The organism is Streptomyces sp. NPDC050422 (assembly GCF_044458665.1).
Classification (GTDB): Bacteria; Actinomycetota; Actinomycetes; order Streptomycetales; family Streptomycetaceae; genus Streptomyces.
On record NZ_JBITIE010000012.1, the window covers coordinates 117,096 to 131,582 of the forward strand.

Genomic DNA, 14,487 nt, shown 5'->3' on the forward strand with positions numbered 1-14,487 from the left:
CACAGGGAGAGAGCGCCCTCCCCGCCATCCATTACGCGACTTCGGGAAAAATATTTCGGGGTGACCGGAAAGTGGCCCAAACACCCGGACCGGCGCGGTGACAGGCGGCTGTCTGGTAGATGTGGACCCTTGTATGAGGACCGGTCACTCCCCGATCGCCGGCCGGTCCCAAGCCTCGAAGAGATACGGGACCACGGTGATGAGCGCCCCAACCCCGGCACCCGGTGACGACCGACCCCGCGAGGGGTACTACCCCGACCCGTCCATTCCCGGATACGTCCGGTACTGGAACGGCGCTTCGTGGGTGCCCGGCACCAGCCGGCCCGCCCCGCAGCAGGGCGAACCCATGCCCACCGCACCCGCCGGGGAGGAGGCCGCACCGCACCTCCCCGCACCCGTCCCCGCCGCGGTCGACGAGACCGGCCCGGTCTTCTTCGACGACGAGCCGTACGAGGGGAACCGCCCCGAACCCGCCACCGCCTGGCAGGCCGACGCCTCCCGGCAGACCGGTTTCGGCGGTGAGCGCGACCGGCGGATCTCCTGGGGCGGACAGCCCGAACCGCAGGGCGGGAGGGACGGGGCCGACCCGCGGACGCCCGTGGCCGGTTCCCCCGGCGCCGCCCCCTCCGACCGGGCCCCCGCGGACCCGCGCAGCCCCGCACCCGCGGACCCCACCGGCGGCGCACTGCCGGGCATGCGCGACGGCGGCGGCCAGGTACCCGAGAACACCGTCGCCATCCGGGTCGGCCGCCCGGCCCGCCCCGGCGCCGGGAGCGGTGACACGCCGCGCCCGCCCAGCGACGGCACCGTCACCATGCGCGCCGTGGGACCGGCCGGCCGGACGCCGGGCCCGCGCGACGCGCAGCAGCCGCCCGCCGACGGCACGATGACGATCCGCGCGATCGGCCCCGGCACCGCACCGGCCGCGCCCGCCGCCCCGCAGCCTGCCGCCGCACAGCCCTCCACGCCCGCCGTGCAGCCCCCCGCACCCGCCCCGCAGCCCGCCGCGCCCTCACCGGCCCCCGCGGCGCTCAACAGCCCGCTCACGCCCGGCCCCGGCGGCGGCTCCGCCTCCTGGGCGCAGCAGGTCCACCAGCTGGCCCGGCCCGAACAGGCCGCCCCGCCGCAGCCGCAGCCACCCGCGCAGCAGCAACGGCCCGCGTTCCCGCAGCAGTCCCAGCAGGCACCGCAGCCCGACCAGCCCGTCATCCCCTGGAAGCCCCCGGTCGACGACCACTTCCAGCAGCTCGCGGCGGCCCGGACGGCTGCCCGCCCGGCACCGCTCGGCAAGCGGTTCGCCGCCCGGCTCATCGACACGGTGGTGCTCGGCGCGCTCGTCGGCGCCGTCGCCGTGCCACTCATGACCCGGGCCGCGGACCACGTCGACGAGAAGATCGGCGCGGCCAAGCTGTCGGGCGAGACGGTCACGGTCTGGCTGGTGGACTCCACCACGGCTTCCCTGGCCGGCGCGGTCCTCGGCGTCTTCCTGGTGCTGGGCATCCTCCTGGAGGCGCTGCCGACCGCGAAGTGGGGCCGTACGCTCGGCAAGAAGCTCTGCGGCCTCGACGTACGGGACATCGAGTCCCACGACGCGCCCGGCTTCGGCGCCGCCGTGCGCCGCTGGCTGGTCTACGGCGTGCTGGGCGTCCTGGTGATCGGCGTGGTCAACGTGCTCTGGTGCCTGATCGACCGGCCGTGGCGCCAGTGCTGGCACGACAAGGCCGCCCGCACCTTCGTCGCGGGCCGATAGGCGCCCGGCTCCGGGAGCGACCCGCACGGGTGACGGCCCTTCGGGTGAGGGCCGTCGGACGGACCCGTTCCCCCGAACGCACCTGAGCCGTTGCGGGTGCCTCCGGGGCGGGGTGCACTGCCCGCATGAGCAACGATCAGCCGACGTCCGGCCAGCCGCCCGAGGACGACCCGTTCTCCAAGAAGCCGCCCGGGTCGCAGCCGCCGCCGTCATCGGGCTCCCCCTACGGCAGCGCGCCGCCCCCGCCGCCGTACGATCCGGGTCCGTACGGCGGGGGCCAGTACGGCGGAACGGATCCGCTGGCGGGCATGCCGCCGCTCGCCGAGCCCGGCAAGCGGATCCTGGCCCGACTGATCGACTTCCTGATCATCTCGATCCCGCTGTACCTGATCTCACTGCCCTGGGGCGGCGCGGTCGAGATGTCGGACAGCAACAACAACAACGACAACGTCAGCGACATCTTCGCGCAGACCTACAGCGGACATCAGTTGCTCTGGTCGCTGATCGGCCTGGTGTGTTACGTCGCGTACGACACGTACTTCACGCACAAGGACGGCCGCACCCTGGGCAAGCGGCTGCTGAAGCTGCGCGTCGCGATGCTCAACGACGGCAGGGTGCCGGACACGGGCAGCGCGTTCCTGCGGGCCGTGGTGCTCTGGCTGCCGGCGCTGCTGTGCTGCCCGTGCCTGTGGTGGCTGATCAACATCGTGCTGATGTTCACGGACAAGCCCTACAAGCAGGGGCTCCAGGACAAGGCGGCCAAGACGGTGGTGGTGGTCACCAACTGACGGCCTGCCGGAAGGGCGTCGGCACCCTCCCGGCGGTGACGGTCAGCGCCGCAGCGAGTGTTCGCCCACCCGTTCCGACGCGGCGCGTGCGGCCGGGATCCTGCTCTGTACGGAGTCGAGGGTGCGGCCCTCGGGTTCGGCAGCGGCGGGGACGGTGTCACGGTGTGCGGACACCGCGGCCCTGACCCTCGCCGCTTTCGCTGTGTTCCTGCGCGCGGGCAGGGGAACGGTGACGGCCACCAGCAGACCGAGAGCGAGCGCGGCCGTGCCGATGACGGCGATGCCGATGCCCGATTCGGTACGGGACAGCAGCAGCATGGCGAGGGTCGAGAAGACGACGGTCACCGAACCGTAGGAGAGCTGTGCAGCAGTGGGACGCGGCATGGCGGTATCCGTCCTCGGGACGTCGGATGGGCAGTCTCTCGACACGGTCTCGCTGTCAAGTGACTCTACGACGGTGAATGCCCGAGCGGAACGGGTAGTAAGCGTCACCTAACCCACGGTACCGTTGCACGGGGGGCGCACGGAGTCATCTCGCGCGCCGTTGAAGGGCTTTGGCGCGCCGGTCGGGCGTGGAGCGGTCGTCCGGATAGCGGAAACGTGCTCCTGCATAGTGCACTTGGCCTGTTCAAGTCAAGGTCTGTCTTTTCTTCCGTAACTCCGGTCGAATGTCGTCACTTGTGACGCGTTACCGCGCGCGGCCCGTTCACACCTCCAGGCCGTAGCCGCGGGCGCCGGGGAGGACTGCATCACGTGATCATTAAAAGACGGGCGCTTCGCACCGGGGCGGTTGTCGTGGCCATGGCCGCGACTGCCGCCACCGCATCCGCCTTCGCCACCGCTCAGGCAGATGACCAGGCGTCAGGCGCCGCCGCTTCCGCCTCCGCCATAGACCGCCGGGACCCGGGGTCGGCCAAGGGCGACGCGCACAACCTGGAAGGCCCGTTCAGCAAGCAGCAGGACGCCCAGCGTCAGGCCGCCCTCGAACAGGTCATATCCGGCGACAAGAAGGCGTCGGCTCGCAACGGCTCCAAGGTCGTCAAGCTCGACGACAACAAGTACGTCGAGGTCCAGCGCGAGAAGACCGACAAGATCTTCACCATCCTGGTGGAGTTCGGCGACCAGGTCGACAACACGACCATGTTCGACCCGGACGGCGCGGGCCCCAAGCCCGCCGTCCCGAAGTACGGCGGCACGCCCGGACCGGCGCACAACAAGATAGCCAAGCCGGACCCCAAGAAGGACAACAGCACCGCCTGGCAGGCCGACTACAACCAGGCCCACTTCCAGGACCTGTACTTCGGTGAGGGCGCCGGCAAGAACTCGCTCAAGACGTACTACGAGAAGACGTCCTCCGGGCGCTACTCGGTCGACGGCGAGGTCTCCGACTGGGTCAAGGTCCCGTACAACGAGGCACGCTACGGCTCGAACTACTGCGGTTCGACCAACTGCGCCAACGCCTGGGACATGATCAAGGACGGCACCAACGCCTGGGCCGCCGACCAGAAGGCCAAGGGCCGTACGCCCGAGCAGATCAAGACCGATCTCGCCCAGTACGACCAGTGGGACCGTTACGACTTCGACGGTGACGGCAACTTCAACGAGCCCGACGGCTACATCGATCACTTCCAGATCGTGCACGCCGGCGAGGACGAGTCCGCGGGCGGCGGCGTCGAAGGCACCAACGCCATCTGGGCGCACCGCTGGTACGCCTACGGCACCAACGCCGGCGCGACCGGCCCGGCCGACAACAAGGCCGGCGGCACCCAGATCGGTGACACCGGCATCTGGGTCGGCGACTACACCGCACAGCCCGAGAACGGCGGCCTGGGCGTCTTCGCCCACGAGTACGGCCACGACCTCGGTCTGCCGGACCTGTACGACACGACCAACACCGCCGAGAACTCGGTCGGTTTCTGGTCGCTGATGTCGGCCGGTTCCTGGCTCGGTACCGGTAAGAACAGCATCGGTGACCTGCCGGGCGACATGACCGCCTGGGACAAGTACCAGCTGGGCTGGCTGGACTACGACAAGGCCAAGGCCGCGACGAAGTCCACCCACAAGCTGGGCGTCTCCGAGTACAACACCAGCAACAAGCAGGCGCTCGTCGTCGAGCTGCCCGACAAGGCCGTCACCACCGACGTCACGACGCCCGCCGAGGGCGCCAAGCAGTGGTGGAGCGACGCGGGCGACAACCTCAGCAACACCCTGTCCCGTCCGGTCGACCTGACCGGCAAGTCCAAGGCCTCCCTGGACCTCGCGGGCTGGTGGGACATCGAGAAGGACTACGACTACCTCTACACCGAGGTGTCGGACAACGGCGGCACCAGCTGGACCGCGATCGACGGCACCGCCGACGGCGTGGCCATCCCGCGCGACGCCAGTGACAAGCCGGCCCTGACCGACGTCTCCGGCAAGTACCAGAAGCTCTCGTACTCGCTGGACGCCTACGCCGGCAAGAAGATCGACATCCGCTTCCGCTACGCCACCGACGGCGGCGCGGGCGGCGTCGGCTTCGCGGCCGACACCATCGCGGTCAACGCCGACGGTGCCGCGCTCTTCACGGACAACGCCGAGGGCGACGACAACGGCTGGACCGTCAAGGGCTTCTCGCGGGTGGGCTCGTCCTTCACCAAGGACTACCCGCAGTTCTACTTCGCGGAGAACCGCCAGTACGTCTCGTACGACCAGACCCTCAAGGTCGGCCCGTACAACTTCGGGTTCGCCAACACCCGTCCGGACTGGGTCGAGCACTACCCGTACCAGAACGGCCTGCTCATCTGGCTGTGGGACACCTCCCAGAAGGACAACAACGTCTCGACCCACCCGGGTCAGGGCCTGATCCTGCCGATCGACGCGCACGCCAAGCCGCTGAAGTGGTCCGACGGCACGGTCATGCGCAACAAGATCCAGCCCTTCGACGCTCCGTTCAGCTGGTACCCCACCGACGGCTTCACGCTGCACAACGGTGACGTGGCCACGAAGATCAAGCCGCAGCTCGGCGTTCCGGTCTTCGACGACCACAAGGGCACCTACTGGTACAAGGAGAACAAGACCGGAAGCGTGCAGGTAGCTGACACCAACACCCGGATCTCGATCGTCAACGAGCCGCTCAACGGCTCCACGGTGACCGTCAAGGTGGGTCCCTCGAAGAAGTAATTCCGTAAAATCGCAGGTCAAAGCATGATCGGCCGTCGCCCTCTAGCGGGCGGCGGCCGATCGTGTTTAGGTGCCTCTTGTTCGGTTTCTTATTGACACACGACGTCTCACGGGGGAGCGCGGAGCATGGCAGGCGGAGGATTCAGCAAATTGCCGAACGGCAGTGTGGTCGTCGCGATCACGCTGCCGAGCCCGGCGGAGAGCGTGGGACCGGACACTCCGGTACGCGTCCTGGTACACGCGGCGAACCGGGCCCGCGCACTGACCCGGCTGCGCAATCTGGGCCTGCGCGCCGTCTACCTCCGCGGCAACGCGGAGCCGCCCACGCCGGACGAGATCACCGCCGTCCTGCACCACCCCGACGGCCTGCTGTGGCGCGCGAGACCCGAGCGGGCCCAGGAGCTCTGGCACCCGATACGCGCCCTCCTGAGGCCCGCCCTGCCGGCCCGGCAGAGCTGACCCTCAGCCGACCACCGGCTTGCCGGACAGCACCACACCCGCGTCCCGCAGCTCGGCCAGCGCCCGGTCCGTCGTCGCCTCGGCGACGCCCGCGGTCAGATCCAGCAGTACGTGCGTGGCGAAGCCCTCACGGACGGCGTCGAGCGCGGTGGCCCGGACGCAGTGGTCGGTCGCGATGCCGACCACGTCGACCTCGGTGACCCCGCGGTCACGCAGCCACTCGGCCAGCCCCGCCCCGTTCTCGTCCTGGCCCTCGAACCCGCTGTACGCGGCGGCGTACGCACCCTTGTCGAAGACGGTGTCGATCGCCCCGGAGGCGACCGCGGGGGCGAAATTGGGGTGGAACCCCACGCCCTCCGTACCGGCGACGCAGTGCGTGGGCCAGGAGTGCTCGAAGTCCGGCTCCACAGAGAAGTGGTCGCCCGGGTCGACGTGGTGGTCACGGGTGGCCACCACGTGCCGGTAGCCCGGCTGGGCCTCACCGATCAGGTCGGTGATGGCGGCGGCGACATCGGCGCCCCCCTCCACCGCGAGGCTCCCGCCTTCGCAGAAGTCGTTCTGAACGTCCACGACGATCAAGGCGCGGTGCATGGCGGGTGTCCTTCGGTGGGGGAGTGGGTGAGCAGCGGTTACGGGGGGTGGCATCGAGCCTAGGGAATCAGGCTTGCGTTAGGGAGGGGGCGCCCGCGCAAATCAGGCCCGCCGGCGCAATTCAAGCCCGTCCGGGCACATTCAAGCCCGTCCGGGCACATTCAAGCCCGAGTGGGCACATCCAAGCCCGTCCGGCGATTGAGGACAAAAGCGATCACCGGGCACCCTGGGCACCCCGCACCGCACCGCACTCACACGTACTCCGTGGGCAGCACCGGCTCCCCCCGCGACAACTGCATCGCGGACATCGGCAACCCCGCCCGCGCAGCGATATGCCGCTCCCGAGCCGCGTCCAACGGCTCCCGCGCAACGACCTCGCCGCCCTTGACCAGCTCCACCAGCAGCTGCCGTCCGGCCAGCTCCGCCGGGACCGGGCCCGTGCCGATCACCTCGGCCTCGGCCACCCCGTCCTCGTCCAGCCGGCGGGCCGCCCACTTGCGACCGCCCTTCGAGGACTTCGCGCCCATCGACTTCTTCGCCACCGGCCGCAGCTCGTCCGCCGGATCCGCCGAGGCGGCGCGGGCGACCAGCTTGTAGACCATCGAGCAGGTGGGGTGCCCGCTGCCGGTCACCAGCTGCGTGCCCACCCCGTACGCGTCCACCGGCGCCGCGGCCAGCGAGGCGATGGCGTACTCGTCCAGGTCCGACGTCACCACGATCTTCGTCCCCGTCGCGCCCAGCTCGTCCAGCTGCTGGCGCACCCGGTGCGCGACCAGCAGCAGGTCGCCGGAGTCGATCCGTACCGCCCCCAGCTCCGTCCCGGCCACCTCGACCGCCGTACGGACCGCCGCGGTGACGTCGTACGTGTCGACCAGCAGCGTCGTGTCACGCCCCAGGGAGTCGACCTGTGCCCGGAACGCGTCACGCTCGGAGTCGTGCAGCAGGGTGAACGCGTGGGCGCTCGTGCCCACGGTCGGGATGTTGTAGCGGAAGCCAGCGGCCAGGTCCGACGTCGTGTCGAAACCGCCGATGTACGCGGCACGGGCCGAGGCCACCGCCGACAGCTCGTGCGTGCGCCGGGCACCCATCTCGATCAGCCCGCGCCCGCCCGCCGCCGCAGACATCCGCGAGGCCGCAGCGGCGATCGCCGAGTCGTGGTTGAGGATCGACAGGATCACCGTCTCCAGCAGCACGCACTCGGCGAAGGAGCCCTCGACCCGCAGGATCGGCGAGCCCGGGAAGTACACCTCGCCCTCCGGGTAGCCCCAGATGTCGCCGCTGAAGCGGTAGTCCGCCAGATAGTCGAGTGTGGGCCCGTCGACGACGTTCTGGTCGCGCAGGAAGGCGAGCATCTCGTCGTCGAAGTGGAAGTTCTCCACCGCGTCCAGGACCCGCCCGATGCCCGCGACGACGCCGTAGCGCCGCCCCTCGGGCAGTCGGCGGGTGAACGCCTCGAAGACCGAGCGTCGGTCGGCGGTGCCGGCCTTCAACGCGGCCTGCACCATCGTGAGCTCGTACTGGTCGGTGAAGAGTGCGGTCGACGGCACACCGACCCGTCGCCCAAGGTCCGCTGAGTTCATGCCGGGGATGCTACCCCTATTTCGTCAAAGTGACGAGATGGGGTGCCGGCCCCGCCGCGCCACCGGCCCCGTTTGTGCGATGCCCCCTCCTGAGTGGCAGCATGGGGTAGGTGAGCGTCGCCCCCGTAGAGATCGAACGTCCCGAATCGGCCGAGGAGAACCTCGTTGTCCCCGAGCCCGACGTCCCCTGGGTGACGCTGGTCCACAACGACCCGGTCAACCTGATGAGCTACGTGACCTATGTCTTCCAGGCCTACTTCGGCTACCCCAAGGACAAGGCCCACAAGCTGATGCTCGACGTCCACCAGAAGGGCCGGGCCGTCGTCTCCAGCGGCAGCCGCGAAGAGATGGAACGCGACGTCCAGGCCATGCACGGCTACGGACTGTGGGCCACCCTCACCCAGGACCGCAACTGACCCCCTCGCTCAACCCCGCCCCACCTCACGCCACCCCACCCCACGCCCGCTCCGCCCGACCACCATCGGAGAGAACCCATGGCCGGCCACTTCGAGGCCACCCCCGGCGGCGGCGCGGCCGTCGCGCTCGACGAGGTGGAGATCGCGATCCTGCGCTCCCTCGCCGTCCAGCTGCTCGAACTCATCGGCCCCGGCGACGAACCCGCCGAGGGCGAGGACCCGCTCGCAGCCCTCTTCGCCGAGGGCCCCAGCGAACCGCCCTCCGACCCCGCCCTGGCCCGCCTCTTCCCCGAGGCCTACGGCGACGACGACACCGAACTGCGCGCCGCGTCCGCCGAGTTCCGCCGCTTCACCGAGAACGACCTGCGCACCCGCAAGCGCGACGACGCCCTCGTCGTCGTCCGCACCCTCGACGCGCTCACGCCAGGCGAGGGCGGCGCCGCCGTACTCACCCTCACCGCCGACGAATGCCGCAGCTGGCTGGGCTCTCTCAACGACCTCCGGCTCACCATCGGCACCCGCCTGGAGGTCTCCGACGAGGACGGGGGCGAGGACGGCTCCCTCTACCGGCTGCCCGACAGCGACCCGCGCAAGCCCATGGTCATGGCGTACCTCTGGCTGGGCGCCCTCCAGGAAACACTCATCGAAACACTGATGCCGTAAACGACCGGTCACCGCCCGTTCGCTCAACGAACGCTCAAATCCGAATAACGATCGCGTCACCTGAACAGCCTTCTTTGCAGCGGCCTGGCCACCGTTGTCCGCTTTTTCCTGTGGTGTGCGCCACATAATGTCCGGTGGATCACCGATGTGCCCGTGATAAATCTTCACGACCACTCGGGGACGCCACCCCTGTTCCCGGGTAGGCGCTACGAGTCCGGCAACCACCGGCAGCACTCCATCCATATCCGGGGGGGATCAGGACCTGATCCGCAGCCATAAGGCGCGGATCGGCGTGGAGAAAGGCGCAGCACATGACATCGGCGCAGGTCGACGACAAGGGACAGGGCCCGCACGCCGCAGCCGCGGATGCCACCACATCCGCCGAGGGCTACCAGAGAGCACTCGGCGCCCGCCAGATCCAGATGATCGCGATCGGCGGGGCCATCGGCACCGGCCTCTTCCTGGGCGCGGGCAAAGCCATCGCCAAGGCCGGACCCAGCCTCATCCTGGCCTACGCCATCGCGGGCCTGGTGATCTTCTTCATCATGCGGGCACTCGGCGAACTCCTCATGTACCGCCCGGTCTCGGGCTCCTTCTCGGAGTACGCCCGCGAATTCATCGGCCCCTTCGCAGGCTTTGTCACCGGCTGGACCTACTGGCTGTTCTGGGTCGTCACCGGAATCACCGAAGTCACCGCAGCCGCCCAGTACATGACGTTCTGGTTCGACATTCCGCAATGGGTGTCCGCACTGATCTTCACGATCATCCTGTACGGCGTGAACCTGATCTCCGTGAAGCTGTTCGGCGAACTCGAATTCTGGTTCTCGATGGTCAAGGTCACCGCCATCGTCGGCATGATCCTCATCTGCGCCGGAATCCTCACCCTCGGCTTCTCCGACGCCGGCGACACCGCGTCCGTCACCCACCTCTGGTCCGACGGCGGCTTCTTCCCGCACGGCATCAAGGGCACCCTGATGACGCTGCAGATCGTGATGTTCGCCTTCCTCGCCGTCGAACTCGTCGGCGTCACCGCGGGCGAGTCCAAGGACCCCAAGACCGTCCTGCCCAAGGCCATCAACACCGTGCCCTGGCGCATCGCCGTCTTCTACGTCGGCGCCCTCATCATGATCCTCTCGGTCGTCCCCTGGACCGAGTTCTCACCGGGCGTCTCCCCGTTCGTCGAAGCGTTCGAGAAGATGGGCCTCGGTCTCGGCGCGGGCATCGTCAACTTCGTCGTCCTGACCGCCGCGCTCTCCTCCTGCAACTCCGGCATGTACTCCACCGGCCGCATGCTGCGCGACCTCGCGCTCAACGGACAGGGCCCGAAGCTCTTCACCCGCCTGACACGGAGCGGCACCCCCCTCGTCGGCACCACGGTCTCCGCCGCCCTCATGCTCGTCGGCGTCTGGATCAACTACCAGTGGCCCGGCGACGCCTTCACCTACGTCGTCTCCTTCGCCACCATCTCCGGCATGTGGGCCTGGATCATGATCCTGATCAGCCAGCTCCGCTACCGCCGCCTGGCCGACCGGGGCGTCCTCCCGCAGTCCACCTTCCGGGCCCCCGGAGCCCCGTACACCAGCGTCTTCGCCCTCGCCTTCATCGGCATGGTCATCGTCATGATGGGCATCGACAAGGACACCAGGATCTCGCTCTACTGCGCCCCGCTGTGGGCCCTGATCCTCGGCGTCTCCTACCTGGTCCTCAAGGCCCGCAACCCCGAGAACAAGGCCTTCGCCGGCCGCTGAACCACAGGCCCCACAGGGGCCCGGTCCACGATGCGGGCCCCCGCGTACCACTCCTCGGTACGCGGGGGCCCGTCGTCCTATCCTGGGCGCCATGCTGACCATCACCCAGGCGCTGTACGACCAGATCGTCGCGCACTCCCGCGCCGACCACCCCGACGAGGCGTGCGGCGTGGTCGCCGGGCCCGCCGGAACCGGCCGCCCCGAACGCTTCATCCCCATGCTCAACGCGGCCCGCTCGCCCACGTTCTACGAGTTCGACTCGGCCGACCTCCTCAAGCTCTACCGCGACATGGACGACCGCGACGAGGAGCCCGTGATCGTCTACCACTCGCACACGGCGACCGAGGCCTACCCCTCCCGCACCGACGTCACGTACGCCAACGAACCCGGCGCCCACTACATCCTCGTGTCGACCGCCGACGCCGACGAGGCAGGGCCCTTCCAGTTCCGCTCGTACCGCATCGTGGACGGCGAGATCACCGAGGAGGACGTCGAGGTCGTCGCCGCGTACCCCGCCGCCTGACCCGCCCCCGCAGCGTCCGGACAGGGCCGCCCGCCCGGCCCTGTCCACCTGCCGAACGCCGACCATCCATCAGGTGAGATCACATTCCGGATCCCGGACCGGGAATCGATACGATGAGCGCATGGTTCCCCATGACGTGAGCGACAAGACGCCGGGCACGCTGCTCGTGGCGCGCCTGCACGTCGACCTGTGCCGACTCGCCAGCGCGATCTGTACGAACCACCGGACCACCGGCCGCGAGGCCTGAGCCGGGCCGAGGCGGCCGGCACCGCCCCACCGGACGCCACCTGCACGCACCAGCACCAACCCCTGCGCGGGGGCAGAGCCGCGCGCCCCACGCCCACCGCCACCACTCCGCTTCGACAGGAGCCCACGCCATGGCCATCGAGGTCCGCATCCCGACCATCCTCCGCACCTACACCGACGGCGCCAAGGCCGTCGAAGGCAACGGGGACACCCTCGCCGACCTCTTCACGGACCTGGAGAGCCGCCACGCCGGCATCCGTGAGCGCATCGTCGACGGCGACCAGCTCCGCCGCTTCGTGAACGTCTACCTCAACGACGAGGACGTCCGCTTCCTCGACGGCATCACCACCAAGCTCAGCGACGGCGACAACATCACCATCCTCCCGGCCGTCGCCGGCGGCATGAACTGATGCGCTATGACAGCCCGCTCGCCGCAGTGGGCAACACCCCGCTCGTCCGCCTGCCGCGGCTGTCACCGTCGGACGACGTCCGCATCTGGGCCAAGCTGGAGGACCGCAACCCCACCGGCTCGATCAAGGACCGCCCCGCGCTCCACATGGTCGAGCAGGCAGAGAAGGACGGCCGGCTCACCCCCGGCTGCACCATCCTCGAACCCACCAGCGGCAACACCGGCATCTCGCTGGCCATGGCGGCCAAGCTCAAGGGCTACAACATCGTCTGCGTGATGCCGGAGAACACCTCCCAGGAACGGCGCGACCTCCTCGCCATGTGGGGCGCCGAGATCATCTCCTCCCCGGCGGCCGGCGGCTCCAACACCGCCGTCCGCGTCGCCAAGGAACTCGCGGCCGAGCACCCCGACTGGGTGATGCTCTACCAGTACGGCAACCCCGACAACGCGGGCGCCCACTACGCCACCACCGGCCCCGAGATCCTCGCCGACCTCCCCTCCATCACCCACTTCGTCGCCGGCCTCGGCACCACCGGCACCCTCATGGGCGTCGGCCGCTACCTGCGCGAGAACGTCGACGGCATCAGGATCGTCGCCGCCGAACCGCGCTACGACGACCTTGTCTACGGCCTGCGCAACCTCGACGAGGGCTTCGTCCCCGAGCTCTACGACGCCTCCGTCCTCACCACCCGCTTCTCCGTCGGCTCCGCCGACGCCGTCACGCGTACCCGCGAACTCCTCCAGCAGGAGGGCATCTTCGCGGGCGTCTCCACCGGCGCCGCGCTGCACGCCGCGATCGGCGTCGGCAACAAGGCGGTCAAGGCCGGCGAGCCGGCCGACATCGTCTTCGTCGTCGCCGACGGCGGCTGGAAGTACCTGTCGACGGGCGTCTACACCGCGCCCACGACGGAAGCGGCGATCGCCACACTGCAGGGCCAGCTCTGGGCGTAGCGCCTGCGCGCTGTACCCACCCCGGACGCCGGGGGCCAGGACCACACCGGTCCGGGCCCCCGGCGTCCGCCGTTTCGCGGGGGCGCTGCCCCCACACCCCCGCTCCTCAATCGCCGGAGGGGCTTGAGATCCAGCCTCGCCGGCGTTTGAGGCGCGGGGCCCGGGGCGGAGCCCCGGTTACGGGAAGGGGCGGGGAGGGGGAACAAGCCCGCCGCAGGCGCACCCCCCAGCCGCGCCCCCAGGGGCGCCCCGCTTCCATCGAACCGGTGACAGCACAGGTGAGTTCCCCCACAACAACCCGCCCCGAAGGAGCGACCACCTCTTTCGCGCCTTACGCTCAACAAACGCTCAACGAACCGCACGAACCCTCCCCGTTCCCACGTCTCGGAGGTTCACGCTCCATGAAGCTCACCGTCGTCGGCTGCTCCGGCTCGTTCCCGTCCGCGGGATCGGCATGCTCGAGCTACCTCGTAGAGGCCGACGGCTTCAGGCTGCTCCTCGACATGGGCAACGGCGCCCTCGGCGAGCTGCAGCGTTATGTCGGTCTCTACGACCTCGACGCCATCTTCCTCAGTCACCTCCATGCCGATCACTGCATCGACATGTGCGCTTACTTCGTCGTCCGGTACTACCCGCACGACGGTGGACGCCCGGCCCGCATCCCGGTCTACGGCCCCGACGGCACGGAGCAGCGGCTCACCACCGCGCACGCCGACACCCCGTCCGACCACGCGATGAGCGAGGTCTTCGACTTCCACACGCTGAAGCCCGGTTCGTTCGACATCGGCCCCTTCTCGGTGCGTACGGAGAAGCTCTGCCACCCCGTCGAGACGTTCGGCATCCGCATCGAGCACGGCGGCAGCTCGCTCACGTACTCCGGCGACACCGGCACCTGCGAGGCCCTGGACGAGCTCGCGGAGGGAGCCGACCTCTTCCTCTGCGAGGCGTCGTTCGTGCACGGCAAGGAGGACATCCCGGACCTCCACCTCAACGGCCGCGAGGCGGGCGAACTCGCCGCCCGCGCGCAGGTGGGCCGCCTGGTCCTCACCCACATCCCGCCGTGGACCGACGCCGACCGCAACCTCGCCGACGCCAAAGAGGTCTTCGACGGCCCGACGGAACTGGCCGTCCCGGGCGCGGTGTACGAGATCTGAGGCGCGACGCACGACGAAGCCCTCACCTTCCGCCGGGAAGGTGAGGGCTT

Annotated in this window: 15 protein-coding genes; 12 read left to right on the forward strand and 3 right to left on the reverse strand. The window is 69.6% G+C overall.

Features of this window, described 5'->3' with window-relative positions:
• Nucleotides 1–199: 199 nt before the first annotated feature.
• Nucleotides 200–1,750 (forward strand): RDD family protein, encoded by a 1,551-nt coding sequence (locus ACIBJG_RS20360; protein WP_399309043.1) that lies wholly within the window; start codon nucleotides 200–202, stop codon nucleotides 1,748–1,750.
• A gap of 125 nt (nucleotides 1,751–1,875) precedes the next feature.
• Entirely contained in the window at nucleotides 1,876–2,538 is a 663-nt protein-coding gene (locus tag ACIBJG_RS20365) for an RDD family protein (protein WP_399309045.1), read from the forward strand.
• Nucleotides 2,539–2,580: 42 nt separating this feature from the next.
• Here ACIBJG_RS20365 and ACIBJG_RS20370 read toward each other — a convergent pair whose 3' ends face one another.
• On the reverse strand, nucleotides 2,581–2,922 hold the full coding sequence (locus tag ACIBJG_RS20370) for a hypothetical protein (protein WP_399309047.1): 342 nt from the start codon (nucleotides 2,920–2,922) through the stop codon (nucleotides 2,581–2,583).
• Nucleotides 2,923–3,291: 369 nt separating this feature from the next.
• On the opposite strand from ACIBJG_RS20370, the gene ACIBJG_RS20375 reads away from it, so the two are divergent.
• Together ACIBJG_RS20375 and ACIBJG_RS20380 are read left to right on the forward strand one after the other, a co-directional pair.
• Nucleotides 3,292–5,697 carry an immune inhibitor A domain-containing protein gene (locus tag ACIBJG_RS20375; protein ID WP_399309049.1) on the forward strand — a complete coding sequence of 802 codons (2,406 nt, stop codon included), beginning with the start codon at nucleotides 3,292–3,294 and terminating at the stop codon, nucleotides 5,695–5,697.
• Between the two features lie 126 nt (nucleotides 5,698–5,823).
• A complete protein-coding gene (locus ACIBJG_RS20380) occupies nucleotides 5,824–6,156 on the forward strand; it encodes a hypothetical protein (RefSeq protein WP_399309051.1) in 333 nt (110 codons plus the stop codon).
• Nucleotides 6,157–6,159: 3 nt separating this feature from the next.
• On the opposite strand, the gene ACIBJG_RS20385 is transcribed toward ACIBJG_RS20380, so the two are convergent.
• Both ACIBJG_RS20385 and ACIBJG_RS20390 read right to left on the reverse strand, forming a co-directional pair.
• Complete coding sequence (locus ACIBJG_RS20385) at nucleotides 6,160–6,747, reverse strand: isochorismatase family protein (protein WP_399309053.1); 588 nt, start codon at nucleotides 6,745–6,747, stop codon at nucleotides 6,160–6,162.
• Between the two features lie 251 nt (nucleotides 6,748–6,998).
• Nucleotides 6,999–8,327, reverse strand: coding sequence for a nicotinate phosphoribosyltransferase (locus ACIBJG_RS20390; protein ID WP_399309055.1), 1,329 nt, complete (start codon nucleotides 8,325–8,327; stop codon nucleotides 6,999–7,001).
• Between the two features lie 110 nt (nucleotides 8,328–8,437).
• Between ACIBJG_RS20390 and clpS the strand changes: the two genes are divergently transcribed.
• The 8 genes from clpS (at nucleotide 8,438) to ACIBJG_RS20430 (ending at nucleotide 14,437) form a co-directional block, all read left to right on the forward strand.
• Nucleotides 8,438–8,743, forward strand: a complete 306-nt coding sequence (gene clpS / locus ACIBJG_RS20395) for an ATP-dependent Clp protease adapter ClpS (RefSeq protein ID WP_398955684.1) — start codon at nucleotides 8,438–8,440, stop codon at nucleotides 8,741–8,743.
• A 78-nt stretch (nucleotides 8,744–8,821) separates the two neighbouring features.
• The gene (locus tag ACIBJG_RS20400) at nucleotides 8,822–9,406 is read left to right on the forward strand and encodes a DUF2017 domain-containing protein (protein ID WP_399309057.1); all 585 of its coding nucleotides are present in this window, start codon (nucleotides 8,822–8,824) and stop codon (nucleotides 9,404–9,406) included.
• Nucleotides 9,407–9,717: 311 nt separating this feature from the next.
• Complete coding sequence (locus ACIBJG_RS20405; RefSeq protein ID WP_399309059.1) at nucleotides 9,718–11,154, forward strand: amino acid permease; 1,437 nt, start codon at nucleotides 9,718–9,720, stop codon at nucleotides 11,152–11,154.
• A 91-nt stretch (nucleotides 11,155–11,245) separates the two neighbouring features.
• On the forward strand, nucleotides 11,246–11,677 hold the full coding sequence (locus ACIBJG_RS20410) for a Mov34/MPN/PAD-1 family protein (protein WP_399309061.1): 432 nt from the start codon (nucleotides 11,246–11,248) through the stop codon (nucleotides 11,675–11,677).
• Nucleotides 11,678–11,798: 121 nt separating this feature from the next.
• The gene (locus tag ACIBJG_RS20415; RefSeq protein WP_399309063.1) at nucleotides 11,799–11,924 is read left to right on the forward strand and encodes a putative leader peptide; all 126 of its coding nucleotides are present in this window, start codon (nucleotides 11,799–11,801) and stop codon (nucleotides 11,922–11,924) included.
• Between the two features lie 130 nt (nucleotides 11,925–12,054).
• On the forward strand, nucleotides 12,055–12,333 hold the full coding sequence (locus ACIBJG_RS20420; protein WP_399309065.1) for a MoaD/ThiS family protein: 279 nt from the start codon (nucleotides 12,055–12,057) through the stop codon (nucleotides 12,331–12,333).
• Entirely contained in the window at nucleotides 12,333–13,283 is a 951-nt protein-coding gene (locus ACIBJG_RS20425; RefSeq protein WP_399309067.1) for a PLP-dependent cysteine synthase family protein, read from the forward strand. The genes ACIBJG_RS20420 and ACIBJG_RS20425 overlap by 1 nt, the downstream gene beginning before the upstream one ends.
• Before the next feature lie 401 nt (nucleotides 13,284–13,684).
• On the forward strand, nucleotides 13,685–14,437 hold the full coding sequence (locus tag ACIBJG_RS20430; protein WP_399309068.1) for an MBL fold metallo-hydrolase: 753 nt from the start codon (nucleotides 13,685–13,687) through the stop codon (nucleotides 14,435–14,437).
• Nucleotides 14,438–14,487 lie beyond the last annotated feature (50 nt).